Source organism: Photorhabdus viridis, from assembly GCF_040256935.1.
Lineage (GTDB): Bacteria > Pseudomonadota > Gammaproteobacteria > Enterobacterales > Enterobacteriaceae > Photorhabdus > Photorhabdus viridis.
This window is the reverse complement of the sequence record NZ_JBEJZY010000048.1, coordinates 16,130-34,726: the sequence shown is the minus strand read 5'-3', so window position 1 is coordinate 34,726 and position 18,597 is coordinate 16,130. Positions and strand designations below refer to the sequence as shown.

Genomic DNA, 18,597 nt, shown 5'->3' with positions numbered 1-18,597 from the left:
CGTAATTTAGCAGGCAAATGTATCTCCAGAAAGTCTCTGGCAGTATCAATATGACTTAAAAACTGTTTAAAAACAGCATCATGTGGTGTTGGTGTATTTTTTCTCTTCATCGGCGAATGATAACATACTTTATTTTATATTGAATGAATATTAAGCAAAAAAACAAGCGGACTGCAATGTCTTGACTTTTCTCTGACCAAAACGTTGATCGTATCTCAGGTACTTTAATTTCCTTCTTATAATGAAGTTCAGATACCGTCTCAGTCATTTTTACACTTTTTTTACACATCTATTCCCTCTTTTATCAGCTTCTTTGCACCACCTTGCCTAACCTTAATCTATCCAAATTCTCAGGAGAGATAAGCAGTGAGCATATTTCTAATTTCCGGCGCGTTATTAGTAGCCCTGTTACTGGTCTATCTGATTTACGCGTTACTCCATGCGGAGGATTTTTAAATGGCATCATCCGCTTTTTTACTGATCGCAAGTTTCTTACTGATTTTGCTGCTGCTGGCAAAACCGCTTGGCAATATTATCGCCAATATGATCAACGGTGATATTCCGATCTGGCTGACTAAAGCAGAATCTGGCCTTTGGCGTTGCTGTGGTTTACAGAAGCCTGGCGGCACAGTGAAAGAGATGAGTTGGCGGCAATACGCATTAGCGATCATTATTTTTAATTTGACTGGATTATTACTGTTATTTACCCTTCTGGCCACCCAACACGTCCTTCCGCTAAATCCTGAACATTTTCCCGGGCTCAAATGGGACCTGGCGCTGAATACAGCAGTCAGCTTTATCACCAATACTGACTGGCAAGCCTACAGTGGGGAAAACACACTAAGCTACTTTAGCCAGATGACGGGTTTAACCGTGCAGAACTTTCTTTCTGCCGCGACCGGTATCGCGGTGGTATTTGCGCTGATACGCGCATTTTCCCGTCATGGCGTCAAAACCGTGGGGAACGCCTGGGTTGATATCACCCGAATTACACTTTATCTGCTGCTGCCACTGTCTATGATTATCGCGCTGGTTTTTGTCAGTCAGGGAGTGATACAGAATTTCGAACCTTATCAATTAGCTCATACCATTGAAGACCAACAGCAATTGATCCCGATGGGACCTGTTGCCTCACAGGAAGCCATTAAGTTATTGGGAACCAATGGCGGTGGATTCTTTGGCGCCAGTTCAGCTCATCCGTTTGAAAATCCGACCGCTATCAGCAATTTTATTCAGATATTATCTATCCTGCTGATCCCCTGCGCGCTCTGTTTTGCCTTTGGTCAAGCCATTGGCGACAACCGTCAGGGACACGCTTTATTATGGGCGATGTGTATCATCTTCGCCACGGCTACAGCGGGAGTCATGTACGCCGAACTCAAAGGCAATCCCCATTTCAGTCTGCTAGGCGCCGCCAGTAATATCAATCTGGAAGGTAAAGAGAATCGCTTCGGTATCCTTGCAACCTCAATTTATGCGGTAGTGGCAACCGCGGCCTCCTGCGGGGCAGTCAATGCTATGCATGATTCTTTTACCGCGCTTGGCGGCATGATCCCCATGTGGTTGATACAAATTGGCGAAGTCGTGTTCGGCGGCGTGGGTTCCGGCTTATACGGTATGTTGCTGTTCGTTCTGCTGACAGTGTTTATTGGCGGTTTAATGATCGGCCGAGCACCGGAATATCTCGGTAAAAAAATTGAAGTATTCGAGATGAAAATGGTCGCACTGGCGATTCTGGTCACCCCGACACTGGTACTTTTAGGCACTGCGCTTGTCATATCCACAACCAGTGGACGTGCCGGTATTCTGAACCCCGGCGCTCATGGTTTCAGTGAAGTGCTTTATGCCCTCTCCTCTACCGCCAACAATAATGGCAGTGCTTTCGCGGGCCTCAATACCAACAGCGTGTTCTACAACCTACTGCTGGCAGTCACCCTATTTTTTGGCCGTTTTGGCGTGATCCTGCCGGTACTTGCCATTGCCGGCTCCCTGGTAGCGAAAAAACGTCAACCTGTCAGCAACGGCACACTTCCCACCAGTGGCCCGCTGTTTATCGGCTTATTAATCCTGACCATTATGTTAATTGGCGCATTAACTTTTATTCCGGCACTGATCCTTGGCCCGGTAATTGAACATTTACAAATCTGGCAGATGTCCCGGTAAGCGCCAACATGAGGAATAGAGAGAAGAACATCATGACAAACAAACAACAGACATTATTCGACCCTTCATTGATGCGTAATGCGCTTATTGATTCAGTAAAAAAATGCCATCCGGCTGCACAATGGCGTAATCCGGTGATGTTTGTGGTCTATTTGGGCAGTGGGTTAACCACGATTTTGTGGATTGCCATGTTGGCCGGTCAATTTAAAGGAAATACGCTGTTTACCGGCAACATCGCCTTATGGCTATGGTTTACCTTGCTGTTCGCTAACTTTGCCGAAGCAGTGGCGGAAGGCAGAAGCAAAGCTCAAGCCGCCAGCCTTAAAGGGGTGAGAAAAACCAGTTGGGCAACGAAACTCGCCTCAGCCAGCCGTGATGCAACGAGAGAAAAGGCCCCTTCTGACAGCCTGCGCAAAGGCGATATCGTCATTATTACAGCAAATGAAACCATTCCTTGTGATGGTGAAGTTATCGAAGGCGGCGCTTCCGTTGATGAAAGTGCCATCACCGGAGAATCTGCCCCGGTTATCCGCGAATCCGGCGGTGACTTTTCCTCGGTTACCGGTGGTACACGCGTGCTGTCTGATTGGCTGATAGTCGAATGTTCAGTCAATCCCGGTGAAACCTTTCTCGATCGCATGATTTCAATGGTGGAAGGGGCTAAACGACGCAAAACCCCAAACGAGATCGCCCTGACAATTCTGCTAACAGCACTGACAATTATCTTTCTCCTGGTGTGTGTCACCCTATTGCCATTCTCAATATTCAGTGTGGAAACCAACCAATCCGGTCAACCTATCACCATCACGGTATTAATAGCATTGTTGGTTTGTCTTATTCCGACCACGATTGGTGGTTTACTTTCTGCGATCGGTGTCGCAGGCATGAGCCGAATGCTGGCTGCGAATGTGATTGCCACTAGCGGCCGGGCCGTTGAAGCCGCGGGGGATGTGGATGTGCTGCTGCTGGATAAAACCGGCACTATCACCCTGGGAAATCGCCAGGCATCTCAGTTTTTGCCGGTTCCCGGCGTGACAGAACAACAACTAGCAGATGCCGCCCAGCTCTCTTCTCTGGCCGATGAAACACCGGAAGGCCGCAGCATTGTCATTCTGGCAAAACAGCGTTTCAACCTGCGCGAACGTGATCTGCGCTCATTGAATGCCAGTTTTGTGCCTTTCTCTGCCATGACCAGAATGAGCGGCATAAATGTGGAAAATCGTATGATCCGTAAAGGCGCTGTAGATGCTATTCGCCGTCATATTGAAGTTAATCATGGCAAATTCCCTGAAGCAGTCGAGATCCTGGTACAGACCGTAGCACGTAAAGGCGGTACACCGCTGGTTGTCGCAGAAAATCAGCGGGTACTGGGTGTTGTCGCGCTGAAAGATATCGTAAAAGGCGGCATCAAAGAGCGATTCAGCGAAATGCGCCGAATGGGCATCAAAACCGTGATGATTACCGGCGATAACCGCTTGACTGCCGCCGCAATTGCGGCAGAAGCCGGCGTCGACGATTTTCTGGCGGAAGCCACACCCGAAGCCAAACTGGCGCTTATCCGCCAATATCAATCCGAAGGCCGTCTGGTCGCCATGACAGGCGACGGTACTAATGATGCGCCCGCGCTTGCTCAGGCTGATGTTGCGGTTGCTATGAATTCAGGCACTCAGGCAGCCAAGGAAGCCGGCAATATGGTGGATCTGGATTCCAACCCAACCAAACTGATTGAAGTCGTCCGTATTGGTAAACAGATGCTGATGACACGAGGTTCTCTGACCACGTTCAGTATCGCCAATGATATCGCAAAATATTTCGCCATTATCCCGGCGGCATTTGCTGTCACATATCCACAGTTAAATGTCTTGAATATCATGCATCTGTATTCGCCGACATCGGCGATTTTATCGACAGTTATCTTCAATGCACTGATTATTGTCTTCTTGATCCCATTAGCGCTGAAAGGCGTGAGCTACCGCCCCATGAACGCATTGTCACTCTTACGCCGCAATCTGTGGATTTATGGTTTGGGTGGTCTGATAGCGCCTTTCATCGGCATCAAACTGATAGATATATTGCTGACTCTGCTGATATTTAAATAAAGGTGACGAAAATGATTTGGTTACGTTCCTCTGTTGTATTGTTGCTATTCCTGACTCTGATTACTGGTGTGGCTTACCCGTTGCTGGCAACAGGTTTGTCAGAACTGATGTTTCCTTATCAGTCCCAGGGTTCTATGGTGGAACAAGACGGTCAGATAGTGGGTTCTGAACTGATTGGTCAATCCTTCACTAAAGGTATCTATTTTCAGGGGCGTCCTTCCGCGACGATGGACTACCCTTATAATACGATGTTATCCGGCGGCAGTAATTTGGCAGTTTCTAACCCGGTATTGGATGATGAAATCAAGCGCAGAGTTAAACATCTGCGCCAATTTAACCGCCAGCCAAACATGCCTGTGCCGGTTGATCTGGTCACCGCGTCCGCCAGCGGCATCGATCCTCACATTTCACCCGCAGCAGCTGATTTTCAGGTACAAAGAGTGGCTGACGCACGCCGTTTACCCGTTAAAGCGGTAAAACAATTAATCTGGAATAATACTGAAACACCGCCATCGGAATTTCTCGGTGAACCGATTATTAATGTGTTAAAACTCAATCTTGCTCTTGATAATTTGCAAAAGAAAAAACAATAAGGCTGGAAGATGGATCAACACGAACCACAACGCCCTGACCCCGATGAATTACTGACACTGGTTAATGAGAAACAGCGCGGTAAATTAAAAATATTTTTCGGCGCCTGCGCTGGCGTGGGAAAAACCTATGCCATGTTGCAGGAAGCACAAAGATTGCGTGCTCAAGGGCTGGATGTGATGATCGGTGTGGTAGAAACCCATGAACGGCAGGAAACGGCCGCTTTAATTGATGGTCTGCCACAACTGCCGTTTAAACCGATCCACTACCGGAAGCGCAGAATCACCGTCTTTGATCTTGATGCCGCCATTGCCCGCCACCCAGCGATGATTCTGATGGATGAACTGGCATTCAGCAATCCTCACGGCAGCCGTCATCCCAAGCGCTGGCAGGATGTTGAAGAATTACTGGACGCGGGAATTGATGTGCTGACGACCATTAATGTTCAGCATCTGGAAAGCCTTAATGATGTGGTTGATGATATTACCGGCATACAGGTCAGGGAGACCATCCCTGACCATATCTTTGATCAGGCCAATGAAATTGTCCTGGTTGATCTACCGCCAGATGATCTGCGCCAACGACTCAATGAAGGTAAAGTCTATATTCCCAGCCAGGCAGAACGTGCTATTGAACATTTTTTTCGCAAAGGCAATCTGATTGCCCTACGAGAACTGGCTTTGCGCCGTACCGCTGATCGCGTTGATGATCAAATGCGTGCTTTCCGTGACACCCAAGGGCATGAACCGGTCTGGCACACCCGTGATAATCTTCTGTTGTGCATCGGTAACAGCGCGGGCAATGAAAAACTGATCCGTACCGCTGCCCGGCTTGCTGCCCGGTTAGGCTGTATCTGGCATGCAATCTATGTTGAAACCCCAAAACTGCACCAATTGCCGGAAGGTAAACGGCGCGCAATTTTAACCGCGCTCAGATTAGCCCATGAATTGGGCGCGGAAACAGCAACCCTCGCCGATCCCAACAAAGAAAAAGCGATATTACGTTATGCCAGAGAACATAACCTCGGCAAAATTTTGATAGGCCGCTGCTGTGAATCCAAACATAAGCTGCTTAACTGGAAATGGCGCCCTGGTTTTGCTGATCGGTTAGGAAAACTGGGGCCGGATTTGGATTTAGTGATTGTCGCGCTGGAAGATCGCAGCCAATGGGATAAAGAACAGGACAACCGTTCTGTCGGTGAAAAATGGCGGATACAGATTCAGGGTTGCCTGATCGCAATCGCCCTCTGCACGCTGATCACCCTATTCTCCCGGACATTCTTGCTGACTCTCGATAAAGCAAACCTAGTTACGCTTTATCTGCTTGGCGTCGTCGTCATTGCACTGTTTTATGGCCGCCGGCCATCAATATTCGCGGCTTTTATTAACGTTATCAGTTTCGATATCTTCTTTGTACAGCCCCACTGGTCGCTTGCCGTCACAGATATGCAATATCTGCTGACGTTCACGGTCATGCTGATCGTCGGGGTCGTGGTCGGAAACCTGACCGCGGGCATGAGATATCAAGCGCGAATTGCCCGTTACCGCGAACAGCGCACCCGCCATCTCTATGAAATGACCCGTGAACTCAGCCGGGCATTGAATGAAACAGATATTGCCCGTACCAGCTACCATTTCCTTGCCAATGATTTTCAGGCGAAAACCGGCCTGTTTTTACCGAGCGATAATGGCAATTTACGCCAACTCACAACAAACAATGGCGGTCATATGCTGATTGACGATGCTATTGCCAAATGGAGTTTTGATAAAAACCTGCCGGCGGGCGCAGGAACCGATACCTTGCCCAGCGTACCTTACCAGCTATTGCCTATCGCAACGCCTTCACAAACGTTTGCTGTGCTGGCGATTGAGCCATCCTATTTGCGCCAGCTGCTTATCCCGGAGCAACAGCGATTATTGCAAACATTTACCGGCCTGATTGCCAATGCGTTGGAAAGATTGCACCTCTCCCGCCGGGCAGAATCGGCGAAACTGGATGCCGAGCGGGAACAGTTACGTAACTCACTTCTGGCGGCACTCTCTCACGATTTACGCACCCCTCTGACGGTCCTTTTCGGGCAAGCAGAAATCCTGATGCTGGATTTATCTGCCGAAAGTTCCCCGCACACCAAGCAGGTGAATCAAATCCGCCAACAAATTCTCAGCACTTCCCGTCTGGTCAACAATTTGTTGGATATGGCGCGTATCCAATCGGGGGGAATTCAACTGAATCTGGAATGGCAATCACTGGAAGAGATCGTCGGCAGTACCTTGCGCTCACTGGAATATGCGCTTAATCGCCATCCGGTCACCATTTCCCTGCCATCTGACTTACTCTTGCATTGTGATGCCTGCCTGCTGGAACGGGTATTTATCAATTTATTGGAAAACGCGATCAAATACACCGATGAACAAACACCACTGGGCATTAAAGCGACAACAGAAAAAAATCAGGTTCATATTGAAGTCTGGGATGCAGGTAAAGGTATTCCACCGGAGCAGGAACAGTTAATTTTCGATAAATTTTCCCGCGCCCGCAAAGAATCTGCCATTCCGGGAGTAGGCCTTGGGCTGGCAATTTGTCGCGCAATTATTGAAATTCACAATGGAAAGATTTGGGCTGCCAATAACGAAAAAGGTGGAGCGAGTTTTCACTTTGTTCTACCGTTAGAGAAACCGCCTGAAATTGAAGACATGACTGAGGAGATGTCACCATTACCAACAATAACACCATCTTAATCATCGAAGATGAAAAAGAGATCCGCCGTTTTGTCCGGCTGGCGCTGGAAGGGGAAGGTTGCCGCGTATTTGAAAGTGAGACGCTGAAACGGGGCTTAATTGAGGCGGGAACCCGTAAACCTGACTTGATTATTCTTGATTTGGGACTGCCCGATGGAGACGGCATTACTTTGATCCGTGATCTGCGCCAATGGAGCGCCATTCCTGTTATTGTTCTTTCTGCCCGTGACACAGAAGCGGATAAAGTTGCCGTACTGGATGCCGGCGCTGATGATTATCTGAGTAAACCCTTTGGCATCAGTGAATTGCTAGCAAGAGTGCGCGTTGCCCTGCGCCACTTTGCCAGAACCCATCAGGAAGAATCCATCGTCTATTTTTCTGATGTGGTTGTCGATCTGGTTAACCGCCGGATAACCAAAAACGATGAAGAGTTGCATCTGACGCCGATTGAGTTTCGGTTACTGGGTGAATTATTGGCAAATAGCGGTAAAGTGCTGACACAACGCCAGTTACTCAATCAGGTCTGGGGGCCTAATTATGTTGAACATAACCATTACTTGCGGATTTATATGGGGCATCTGCGGCAAAAATTGGAAACTGACCCCACCAGGCCAAAACATTTATTAACTGAAACCGGCATTGGCTATCGGTTTATGCCTTAATCCCTGAGATACAAACCGAATCTCTTCATATCTCAGGCAATTAACTGCTCTCAGCAAAGTTTAGGATAGATTATTCACCTGACACACATGTTCAGATAAATAATAAGCAACAGACTCTTCGCGGCAGGAACCAATAACATCCGCATAAGGCAGCGCTTGTTTAACCCTATCCTGCGCTGTTCCCATTATCACCCCTTTAGCGGCGGTTGAAAGCATTTCCACGTCATTCATACCATCGCCAAACGCGATAGTTTGATTAATTGGGATCCCAAGAAACCCAGCTAACTGAATTAAAGCCTGTCCCTTAGAAACACCGCTGTCCATCACTTCCAGACACCAGGGGAATGAGAAAGCAATACTGACACTATCAGAAAATAGCTCAATTAAATGGCGTTCCAATTTAACCAACGCATCGTGATCTCGACGCTTATGAATGAAAAAAACTTTTTCAACAGTATCACAAGGCATTTCATCAGCCGGTTTGATCGTTGGATTAAAATTATCATTCTGATTAAAATCACTGAAGCTATGGTGTAATTCACTGGTTAACCATTGAGAACCACAATACATATTAATCACTAAATCGTGATCTGCCTGCGTCTCCTCAATTAATCTTTTTACTACATCACCTGGCAGATATTGTCTAATATCCAATTTTTTACAGGCACTTACCAATCTGGCACCATTAGACGTAATCAGATGCACAGGTATATCAAAATCACCAATAATGGAATTAACATCAACATGATGCCTGCCGGTGGCAAATACAATTTGCTTTCCCGTATTTGACAAATCAGTCAACACTTGACGGGTAAATTTACCTACCGTATCCCCCTGAAGTAACAGAGTTCCATCAAGATCTGTAGCAATAAGATTATACATGAGCCCTTCCCCGGTACATTGAAAACAATTATTATCTACGCTTTATTCAGCAATTCAAGCGATGCTTTTTGGGTAGATGTCATCCTTTCTGCCAACTTATGATTATCTTTCTCATAATAAATACTGGCTTCTGAATCCATTTGAAGTCTTGGGCTTATTTTTTCCACCATTGGCATGTTTAATAGCTAAAATCTGGTGGGGATAATTATTATTTATAGATTTATATAAAGCCATCTAAGATAAAACTGGAAACCATTCCATAGTCCCAAAATATTCACTCACTAAAACTGAGATTAGTAATGAGTTTATTCTTTAGTTTCATTAATGAAAGTAATGATATATTCAAACAGAGAGAATTGTCTTATCATCCCAACTCATTTGATATTAACAATAGAATTTATTTGCTATGGGAGCTGGCAGTTATCTTATTTGATGAAAAGATATCACTGATGGCGGCAGGTGGCGTCGCGCTAATTACCGCCGGTGCATTAATGGTCGCTCTGGGCTGAAAAACAAAAATCCGCAATAACCTGTAACAGCTATTGCGGATTCTTCAATCGAATCAAATATTAAACGGCGGCAAAAACCTGATTAACAATATCCTGCGCTTCGCGTTCAATCTTCTCCCGATGTTCAGGGCCAAGGAAACTTTCACAGTAAATCTTATAGGCTTCCTCCGTTCCTGATGGACGGGCGGCAAACCAGCCATTTTCTGTCATCACTTTCAGGCCGCCGATTGATGCGCCGTTACCGGCGGCATTCGTCAACCGGGCAGTGATGGGATCACCGGCAAGCTTATCTGCTGTCACCATCTCTGGTGACAGCCTGGCTAACAACGCCTTCTGCTGATGGCTTGCGGGCGCCTGAATGCGGCTGTAACTCGGTGTACCAAAACGGGCAGCTAACTTATTGTAACGCTGCTGTGGATTTTCCCCTGTCACGGCGGTTATTTCTGCTGCCAGCAAACAGAGAATAATCCCATCTTTATCCGTGGACCACGGCGTACCATCGAAACGCAGGAAAGAAGCCCCTGCGCTCTCCTCACCGCCAAAGCCCAATTTACCTTGATGCAAACCATCAACAAACCATTTAAAACCGACCGGTACTTCCACCAATTCACGGCCAAGATCGGCAACCACCCGATCAATCATGGCGCTGGAAACCAGCGTTTTACCCACCGCGACGCTTTCTGACCATTGAGGACGATGACGGAACAAGTAATCTATCGCGGTTGCCAGATAGTGGTTTGGATTCATCAAACCGGCTGGTGTGACAATTCCGTGACGGTCATAATCAGGATCGTTGGCGAAAGCCAGATCAAACTTATCGCGCATTGCCAGCAAACCTGCCATTGCCCAAGGAGATGAGCAATCCATGCGAATGACGCCATCATGATCCAGATGCATAAAACGGAACGTCTGATCCACCTGATCATTCACCAATGTCAGATCCAGATTGTAGTACTCACCGATACGCTGCCAGAACGCGATGCCTGAACCGCCCAACGGATCAATACCGATTTTCAGCCCAGCTTTCTGGATAGCGGCCATATCAACCACATCACCCAGAGCAACGACATATGGCTCGACTAAATCTTGCTGGTGCAGATATTCACTGCTCAATACCTGAACAAACGGCAGACGCTTAACGCTTTTCAGACCTTCTTCGAGCAACTCGTTAGCACGGCGTTCGATAACCGTGGTCAGATCCGTATCGGCGGGCCCGCCATCAGGTGGATTATATTTAATACCGCCATCTTCCGGTGGATTATGGGATGGCGTAATCACGATCCCATCCGCCAGCGCTTTCCCCTGACGGTTATAGCAGAGGATGGCATGAGAAATCGCCGGGGTTGGCGTAAATCCATTATTTTCCTGCACAATCACATGCACATTATTGGCGGTCAACACTTCCAGCACAGAAATAAAAGCAGCTTCTGACAACGCATGGGTATCTTTACCCACATAGCAAGGGCCGTTTATTCCCCGCTGCTTACGAGCTTCCACAACTGCCTGAGCAATTGCCAGAATATGCGCTTCATTAAAGCTACTGCGCTGAGAGCTGCCACGATGGCCGGATGTACCGAATTTAACCTTATGCACCGGGTTTTCCGGCTGAGGATGTAGGGTGTAATACTGTGAAGTCAGTTGCGCTACGTTTATCAGATCACTTTGGCAGGCAAGCTGCCCCGCACGCGGATGATTTGCCACTTTATCTCTCCTGGATAGCTGCACCGCCTTGACTATTGCAGTGCAACTTTGGTCAGTTAAATCGTGCCACACACCTTTTCAATAAGATTGGCTGAGAATTGCATATCCTGCATAATTTGCTCAACCATATTACGCTTACGGTCAGTATTGGTGTTAGTAATAACCCAAAAAGGCGTGCCCGGAATATGACGAGGTTTGGTTTGTTTGCCACTGGCAAGCAGCGTCTGCTGATCACCGGCAAAATAAACTCGGGTACGACCATGCATAGCATCGGTTGTCTGAGAAAAACTTTCACTGTTCAAGCTGTATAACGTGGATAAGATCGACATAAAACGATCAACCGATTTTTTCTTCTCAGAATAATCATCTGAAAGCAACAATTCACGTATTACACGAACAGAATCACTCGGACGGGATACTGATGTTTTCTCCACAGCGCTAAGAGGCTGGACGTTTTGTACTGGCTGCTCGGCGTTAAATTTCAGCATCCGCCGTAAAATATCAGATGCACTTTCACCGATATGTTGTGTGTGGCTAGCAATATAGCGGTAAAGGTCTTCATCAACTTCTATCGTTTTCATTTCTATCCAGTACTGTTCTAAATAAAAAATTTAGCCGGATTATAAAGTATAAAAGGAAAAAACAAAATAGGTAAAATTTCAATAACTTAAAAGTGTTTCAGCGTGAAAAACGATATGACAAAGCAGGTGATTTTCATCTAAAATAAATCAATCAGTTACATGGATATTGTGGGTATGAACCTCACCATAACTCATGAAGATTAAGATATTACTATCATTGGGCATTTGAAATTCTTTTAACCCACATCCGAATGGCAAAAAGGTTAAGCGACTAAGTTATGCTAAGATGTGCAGCTATGCTGTGTCAGTAAGTGACTAAGGAATTAAGTTCGTATTTCTACTGAAAAATCAAGATCACATTCATTTAATACCGTTTCACTGCCCTGAGCAATCAGCGGCACCGCCGGGTGTTTATTGCAGGCAGCAGTATCATATAAAAAAGAATAGAGCAGATTAAGTGTCTTGCAAGGTAGGAGGAATAAATTTATTTCTTTACTATTTTGATCATATGTAAAAATTCCGGCCCAATGGCCGGAATCTTCTTATTAATTGCTCATTTGAGCAGGCATAAATCTAAAGATTCGCTTATTTAGCATTTAACACTTTATTCAATTTAGCTTCATCAAGCTGACGACAGCGTTTTGCGACTACAATTGTGGCAACCCCGTTGCCAATCAGGTTGGTTAACGCTCTTGCTTCTGACATAAAACGATCTATTCCCAGAATTAATGCCAGACCCGCCAATGGTAAATGTCCAACAGCAGAAATTGTTGCCGCTAATACAATAAACCCGCTGCCGGTCACGCCAGCAGCCCCTTTAGAAGATAAAAGCAATACAACTAATAGCGTTATTTGATGCACAATATCCATATGTGTATTGGTTGCCTGTGCAATAAATACTGCGGCCATTGTCAGGTAAATAGAAGTGCCATCCAGATTAAATGAATATCCTGTCGGTATCACCAAACCAACAACCGATTTCTGACATCCCGCCTTCTCCATTTTATCTAACATACGCGGTAATACAGATTCAGAAGAGGATGTTCCCAATACGATTAATAATTCTTCTTTAATGTAATTGATAAACCGAAATATACTAAATCCGGCCACTTTTGTTATTGTTCCTAAAACAAATATGACAAAAAGAATACAAGTGATATAGAAACAAACTATTAACTGCCCTAATTGTATTAATGAACCAATACCATATTTGCCGATGGTAAAGGCCATTGCACCAAAAGCCCCTAAAGGCGCTAATCGCATTATCATATTGATAATACCGAAAATCACTTGAGAGAAACCATCAATAATATTAAAGATTGGCTTCCCTTTTTCGCCTAAATGATGAAGCGCAAAGCCAAATAACACCGCAAATAATAAAACCTGCAAAATATTACCACTGGCGAATGCTCCGATGACACTGCCTGGAATAACATCAAGTAAAAATGCGATTATGCCCTGTTCAGCCGCTTTCTCCGCATATATAGAGACAGCTTTAACATCTAACGTAGCGGGATCAATATTCATCCCTGCACCTGGCTGGACAACATTGACAACGATTAACCCAATAATTAAAGCAATTATGCTAACTATTTCAAAATAGACCAGAGCAATAGCCCCTGTTTTACCCACAGCTTTCATACTTTCCATACCGGCGATACCGGTAACAACCGTACAAAAAATAACTGGCGCAATAACCATCTTGATTAATTTTACAAATCCGTCACCCAATGGCTTCATTTCCGCGCCCAGTTCAGGATAGAAATGCCCCAGAAATATGCCGATAGTTATTGCAAGCAAAACTTGAAAATAAAGACTTTTTAGTAAATTTTTTTTCACTTCTTAATTCCCTAATCCATAGTATAAAATCAAATTCTATTTATTCTTATTAGAACGGTGTGATTATTGTTGAATTTACCCTATATCTTTTATTTACATAAAATATAAAGTAAATTTTCATTATTTTTTCACAAAAATTTAAAGTCAACACACAATTTTTTAAGATATAGATCACATAAACACACAATAAACACACAATAAACACACAATAAACAACCAAATTAAGATGGCTGAACTAACAATTATCTCACAAGTTATTTAAAATCTGCTATTTAAAAATATCAGTAAATTGAAGCGTTTTTATTTTTTAAGCGATTAAGTATTAGCATGAAAATTAACAAGTTTTTGACGAGCGGGACATTTTAAGAACAATTCAATTACAAGAAATTATTAACTATAATTGCATAGCCTGGTTGCTTTGTTACAATTTGAACAACAATATCCCATAACATGCACTGCATGACCTCAATACCCGAAGGAAAACTATTCCCATCATGAAATTAAACAGCCAATTAAATCATCATATACAGACACCAGAAAGTCCTATCTCTTCCGCTCCTGTTGTATTGATCCACGGATTATTTGGCGATCTGAATAATCTTGGCGTCCTGGCCCGTGATTTACAGCAATATTATCCCGTTATTCAGGTTGATGTACGTAATCACGGTTTATCTCCACGGGCAGATAACATGGATTACCACGATATGGCACAGGATATTATTTCTCTGCTGGATCATCTGCAAATTCAGTCCGCCATTATTATTGGTCATTCAATGGGCGGCAAGATCGCGATGACAATGACCGCCCTGGCGCCAGAACGGATAGAAAAAATGGTTCTTATTGATATAGCGCCAATCGCCTATCAGGTTCGCCGTCATGACCAGATTTTTACCGCATTGAATAAAGTGACGAAAGCTGGCGTTAATACCCGTCAGGAAGCCACCGAAATTATGCGGGAAGATATTCAGGAAGAGGGCGTTATCCAATTTTTATTGAAATCATTCCGTCAGGGAGAATGGAAATTCAATTTGCCGGTATTAATTAATCAATATGAAAAGATTATCGGCTGGCAGGAAATACCGACATGGCCTCATCCCGCACTGTTTATTCGCGGCGGTCTTTCTTCTTATATTCAGGAAGAGTACCGGGATGATATCGCCAGACAATTTCCACAAGCTAAAGCCTGGGTTGTCGCCGATTGTGGTCACTGGGTTCACGCAGAAAAACCCGATGCCGTTTTAAGGGCAATTCATCGTTTTCTCAATATTGATGCGAAATAATGCAGGCAGTTAATTCGAGATAAATAGTGGCTCACTTCTCTGTGAGCCACTTTTTATCTTCATTACCACTTTGATTTCCCTGCCAAATTAACCATTTTTTATGGTATTAGTTTTATCGCTTGCTTCGTAAAATCAAGGCGAGAAAGCACTTAGGTATCATCTTTTTCAGATTATATTCTTTTACTACTGATTTCTTTTCAATTTTTTGTTAACGGTTAATGGATGTCGATTAAATGCTGTTAATTGTCCTTTTAAAAGCTTTTATTTACAGTTAAATCGCTTATTAAATAAAAGCTTTAATATCTCTGTATTCGCGCTTTCAAATGATTACGGTAGGCTTAAATAAATAAGGAAAAAGGGAAAAGAAATCACGTTAAAAAGAGGGTAAACCTGTAAATCGATTCTATTCAGAAGGTTTTTCTTACTTTTTAATTGAAAACTCATCTCACAAATGGTTTTCATTGAGTAGTTTTTATAAAACTAATGGATTTTCCATCTCCTGACTTGTATTTAAACTTTTCCACTTTTGTTAATATTCCTAGATTAATCATTTACATTATATTTCATAATCTTGGTAAATACGAAATAAAAAAAGACAGCGATAATTGGTAAAATAAACATTAAAAATATAATGATTAGTCATTAATAAGTATTTTAGTGCTATTCCCTCTGGGTAAACATAATTTGAAATTAATATTTATGATAGTAACATTAGCATTTTTTGATATTTATCATGGTAAATCTTCCTCAAGCCCTACAGAGATGATGTTATTTTATCTTCCAGTAATCTATCGTTTGTCTATTAATATCAATTCGTCCGTCAGGATATTCAACCCATTCTTTACCCTTAGTAATAGTAATCTTTGGCATCTTGGTTTCATCCAACTTAGGCTTATAGACAATTTTCCACTCAGTGCCCGGCGTTAACCTCAATCGAAAAGGGTACATATCGACCCTACCCTGCAAAAATATACTTTTCGGGAATTTTTCAGATATCTCCAAAACAGGGTAAATAACCGGGCTGAAATCAATGGTATTCAACGCTGCGATTTCGCTAAGATTCGTCTGAGCTGCATCATTGATAAATGCGATTAAACCTGTTCCCGTATACGGCACAGCATCTTTCACCAGATGGCTGACATCAGTATACCCTACTGATACAAAAGCCTGATCAATTTTCCATTTGCACCAACCTCTGCCACTGAAAGGTAATTTCGCCTGAAAATAACCGGTTTGTGGATCGGCTTTTACATCCAGTCGGAGCCTATTATAGGTCGGCACTTTATGAGGAGACATACCCGCATCAAGCTCATACTCAAGACAATCTTTTGAAATATATTCTGCTGATACATACGGTTTTGTGTATTTCGGCGCAACACCTTCCACGGTTATCCACGGCCCTTTTCCAACAGATGAAAAAGGAAAAAGCCAATTAAAAAAGGTATCGCCTAACGCCCAGTAAATAAAATATGAAAATAACAATAACAGCGTGATTTTTACTATTTTCATACTGAGAGTTCCTTACCATCGCAATAATGTTGTAAGGCCAGTGTTCCTTGCTCTTCCTGCTGGCTCACGGTCAGTGATTTTATTAACTGTTTGTCCATATCCAGAAAATAGAGGTTGCAGTAGTAAATATTATCAGGAATAAGCATCTTATCATGATCCATTTTTGCCTTAAATTGACGCTGGCTGTCCTGATAGACCGTAATCTTATCCGGTTCACATAACTCTCTAAGCCGCTTATCAATATAACCGGCATATTTATACGAGCTATGATGAAGAAAGCCTAATCCCCCTTTTAAATCAGCACTTCTGTTTTCAACAAACAGTTGATCTTTTTCTTGTTGACTTAACTGATTAAACAACGCATTTTGCTGCTCACCGGCCAGAGAAAAATCCTTTTCTGTTTCCGGGTTTAATTCAGGAATTAAATAGAGCTTTGTGGTGTTATTCAAGATTTCTTCAGCCACCGCCGTTATAAGGGTAAGACTCCTGGCGGAAATCAGCCATTCCGGACAACTGTTGGCTTGAAAAAAATGAACCACTTTACCATGATGCAAATAGATTTCTTGACTGGCAGTCGCTTGTTTAATGGCTTTAACAATCGGCGACGTAGACACTAGCTTAATTATTTCCCAGTCGTACCCCGCTGGCGCCCAGTAATTGAAAAACCCATTATCCATATCCTGCTCAAATGGCACAACAGGAATGACGTCATCTTCATTAACATGGCGATAGTGAATAATGGAAGACAGCTCCTCTACCGCACTACGGGTTAATGTTCTCGGCATCCCGTAACTGTAGAGGCAAGGATTATACTCTTTCAGTTGTGCACTGTGCAGTAATGCCAATGCGCCACCCAAACTATGACCACAAATAAATAACCGTTTATTCGTAACCAAATTGGTAATATCTCGGAATACTGTTTTAGTTTCATCACTGGGAACTATTAACTCTCCAACCAAATTAAACGCCTCCCAAAATCCTTTGTGCACTTTACCACGGTGAATAAACCCACTACACAGCGCTTTGTCATCATCGCAGCTTAAAACCAGTGGCTGAAAGGTGACATCAGTCCGGTAATTCTCCAGACTAATTGTACCCCGCCAACTGACAAGAACATCACTGCTGCTGGCTACATAAAACAGTCGTGTATCACCCTGTTTATCTGCCGTTTTTGAATCAATAAATTCCACCCGGGTATAACGTTCACTGAACGGCACATCATAAGCTACAGGAGTCGCCGACGCTTTTTCCACCTGATAAGGTAACTTTGAAACATCCAGCATCTGCCGGTTAAAAAAATGCTTAACGGAACCTTCAACATTGACATCTCCACCAGCATAAGCCAGTACACTCATCAAACTCAGGTTATACGCATTAACAATGGAATACTCTTTCTGATGATGTAATTGCAAGACCCAAGCCCGAAACGGGCATATTTCCAAGACATACCGTTGATTTAGTGGATGAACCGTGTAGCCACTTGGCTCCGGATCTGGAAAATGATAGAGAGGGGGTTCTTGCTCTTTCCAATCCTCAATCACCGGCAAACCATCACTGATCTGCCCGATAGTCACATAATGATATTGGTGACCTTCAGCTTCGGCTTTTGGCTTCACCACCGACGCCGCTTCACCGCGTATTTCCCGCAATGGGCGCCGTTCCATCTCATCGGCCAACGATTGGGCGTGGATAGACAATATCACGGGATGAGCTGACAGGTTTTCTTCCCTGAGCACCCCGAAACCATCCGTCGTCCCCCGGCGCACATGATCCGGTAATCCCCAGCTTACCAAGCCATAAGGCACATTGATTAGCGGTTTTCCCTGTTCATCCATCAACTGAAATTCCACCCAGTGTTTCAAACGCCTGCAATCAAGAGTTTCACGCGGATCTAATCTACTCATCAGTGTTGTTTCCTTTACTTGTCACTACATATAAGCACACAACCCAAACATCCTGTGCTGAAAATCCCACAAGGTTTGTCCCGGCCAGTGATAAATAACCTTCATCACCAGAAAAGCGCCCATACTTAGGAATTAAAGT

The 18,597-nt window shown here is 44.1% G+C and carries 14 protein-coding genes and 1 pseudogene; 8 read left to right on the top strand and 7 right to left on the bottom strand.

Going from position 1 to position 18,597, the window contains the following annotated elements; translation table 11 throughout:
- Window positions 1–110: Rpn family recombination-promoting nuclease/putative transposase (locus tag ABR397_RS18375; RefSeq protein WP_350307001.1), on the bottom strand; the 110-nt coding region annotated here is incomplete at its 3' end.
- A gap of 256 nt (window positions 111–366) precedes the next feature.
- On the opposite strand from ABR397_RS18375, the gene kdpF reads away from it, so the two are divergent.
- The 6 genes from kdpF to kdpE are packed head-to-tail and all read left to right on the top strand — an operon-like array spanning window position 367 to window position 8,253.
- Window positions 367–456, top strand: coding sequence for a K(+)-transporting ATPase subunit F (kdpF, locus tag ABR397_RS18370; protein ID WP_036850612.1), 90 nt, complete (start codon window positions 367–369; stop codon window positions 454–456).
- Window positions 457–2,163: a potassium-transporting ATPase subunit KdpA gene (gene kdpA / locus ABR397_RS18365; RefSeq protein WP_350306999.1), complete on the top strand. Its 1,707-nt coding sequence runs from the start codon at window positions 457–459 to the stop codon at window positions 2,161–2,163.
- A 32-nt stretch (window positions 2,164–2,195) separates the two neighbouring features.
- Window positions 2,196–4,262 carry a potassium-transporting ATPase subunit KdpB gene (gene kdpB, locus ABR397_RS18360; RefSeq protein ID WP_350306998.1) on the top strand — a complete coding sequence of 689 codons (2,067 nt, stop codon included), beginning with the start codon at window positions 2,196–2,198 and terminating at the stop codon, window positions 4,260–4,262.
- A gap of 11 nt (window positions 4,263–4,273) precedes the next feature.
- Window positions 4,274–4,855, top strand: a complete 582-nt coding sequence (kdpC, locus tag ABR397_RS18355) for a potassium-transporting ATPase subunit KdpC (RefSeq protein ID WP_350306997.1) — start codon at window positions 4,274–4,276, stop codon at window positions 4,853–4,855.
- A 9-nt stretch (window positions 4,856–4,864) separates the two neighbouring features.
- Entirely contained in the window at window positions 4,865–7,591 is a 2,727-nt protein-coding gene (kdpD, locus tag ABR397_RS18350; RefSeq protein WP_350306996.1) for a two-component system sensor histidine kinase KdpD, read from the top strand.
- On the top strand, window positions 7,567–8,253 hold the full coding sequence (gene kdpE / locus ABR397_RS18345) for a two-component system response regulator KdpE (protein ID WP_350307000.1): 687 nt from the start codon (window positions 7,567–7,569) through the stop codon (window positions 8,251–8,253). The genes kdpD and kdpE overlap by 25 nt, the downstream gene beginning before the upstream one ends.
- A gap of 60 nt (window positions 8,254–8,313) precedes the next feature.
- Here kdpE and ABR397_RS18340 read toward each other — a convergent pair whose 3' ends face one another.
- Window positions 8,314–9,135: a Cof-type HAD-IIB family hydrolase gene (locus ABR397_RS18340; RefSeq protein ID WP_350306995.1), complete on the bottom strand. Its 822-nt coding sequence runs from the start codon at window positions 9,133–9,135 to the stop codon at window positions 8,314–8,316.
- 413 nt (window positions 9,136–9,548) lie between these two features.
- On the opposite strand from ABR397_RS18340, the pseudogene ABR397_RS18335 reads away from it, so the two are divergent.
- Window positions 9,549–9,644 (top strand): annotated as a pseudogene (locus tag ABR397_RS18335) (EamA family transporter); the annotation flags it as partial.
- A gap of 60 nt (window positions 9,645–9,704) precedes the next feature.
- Here the strand turns inward: ABR397_RS18335 and pgm are convergent.
- From pgm to ABR397_RS18320, 3 genes are all read right to left on the bottom strand, one after another.
- Entirely contained in the window at window positions 9,705–11,345 is a 1,641-nt protein-coding gene (pgm, locus tag ABR397_RS18330; protein ID WP_350306994.1) for a phosphoglucomutase (alpha-D-glucose-1,6-bisphosphate-dependent), read from the bottom strand.
- Window positions 11,346–11,401: 56 nt separating this feature from the next.
- Entirely contained in the window at window positions 11,402–11,926 is a 525-nt protein-coding gene (seqA, locus tag ABR397_RS18325) for a replication initiation negative regulator SeqA (RefSeq protein ID WP_350306993.1), read from the bottom strand.
- Between the two features lie 585 nt (window positions 11,927–12,511).
- Window positions 12,512–13,765: a dicarboxylate/amino acid:cation symporter gene (locus ABR397_RS18320; protein WP_350306992.1), complete on the bottom strand. Its 1,254-nt coding sequence runs from the start codon at window positions 13,763–13,765 to the stop codon at window positions 12,512–12,514.
- 494 nt (window positions 13,766–14,259) lie between these two features.
- On the opposite strand from ABR397_RS18320, the gene ybfF reads away from it, so the two are divergent.
- Complete coding sequence (gene ybfF, locus ABR397_RS18315; RefSeq protein ID WP_350306991.1) at window positions 14,260–15,045, top strand: esterase; 786 nt, start codon at window positions 14,260–14,262, stop codon at window positions 15,043–15,045.
- 768 nt (window positions 15,046–15,813) lie between these two features.
- Here ybfF and ABR397_RS18310 read toward each other — a convergent pair.
- Window positions 15,814–16,554, bottom strand: a complete 741-nt coding sequence (locus ABR397_RS18310; RefSeq protein ID WP_350306990.1) for a hypothetical protein — start codon at window positions 16,552–16,554, stop codon at window positions 15,814–15,816.
- Entirely contained in the window at window positions 16,551–18,458 is a 1,908-nt protein-coding gene (locus tag ABR397_RS18305) for a lipase family protein (protein WP_350306989.1), read from the bottom strand. Before ABR397_RS18305 ends, ABR397_RS18310 begins: the two co-directional genes overlap by 4 nt.
- Window positions 18,459–18,597: the final 139 nt, after the last annotated feature.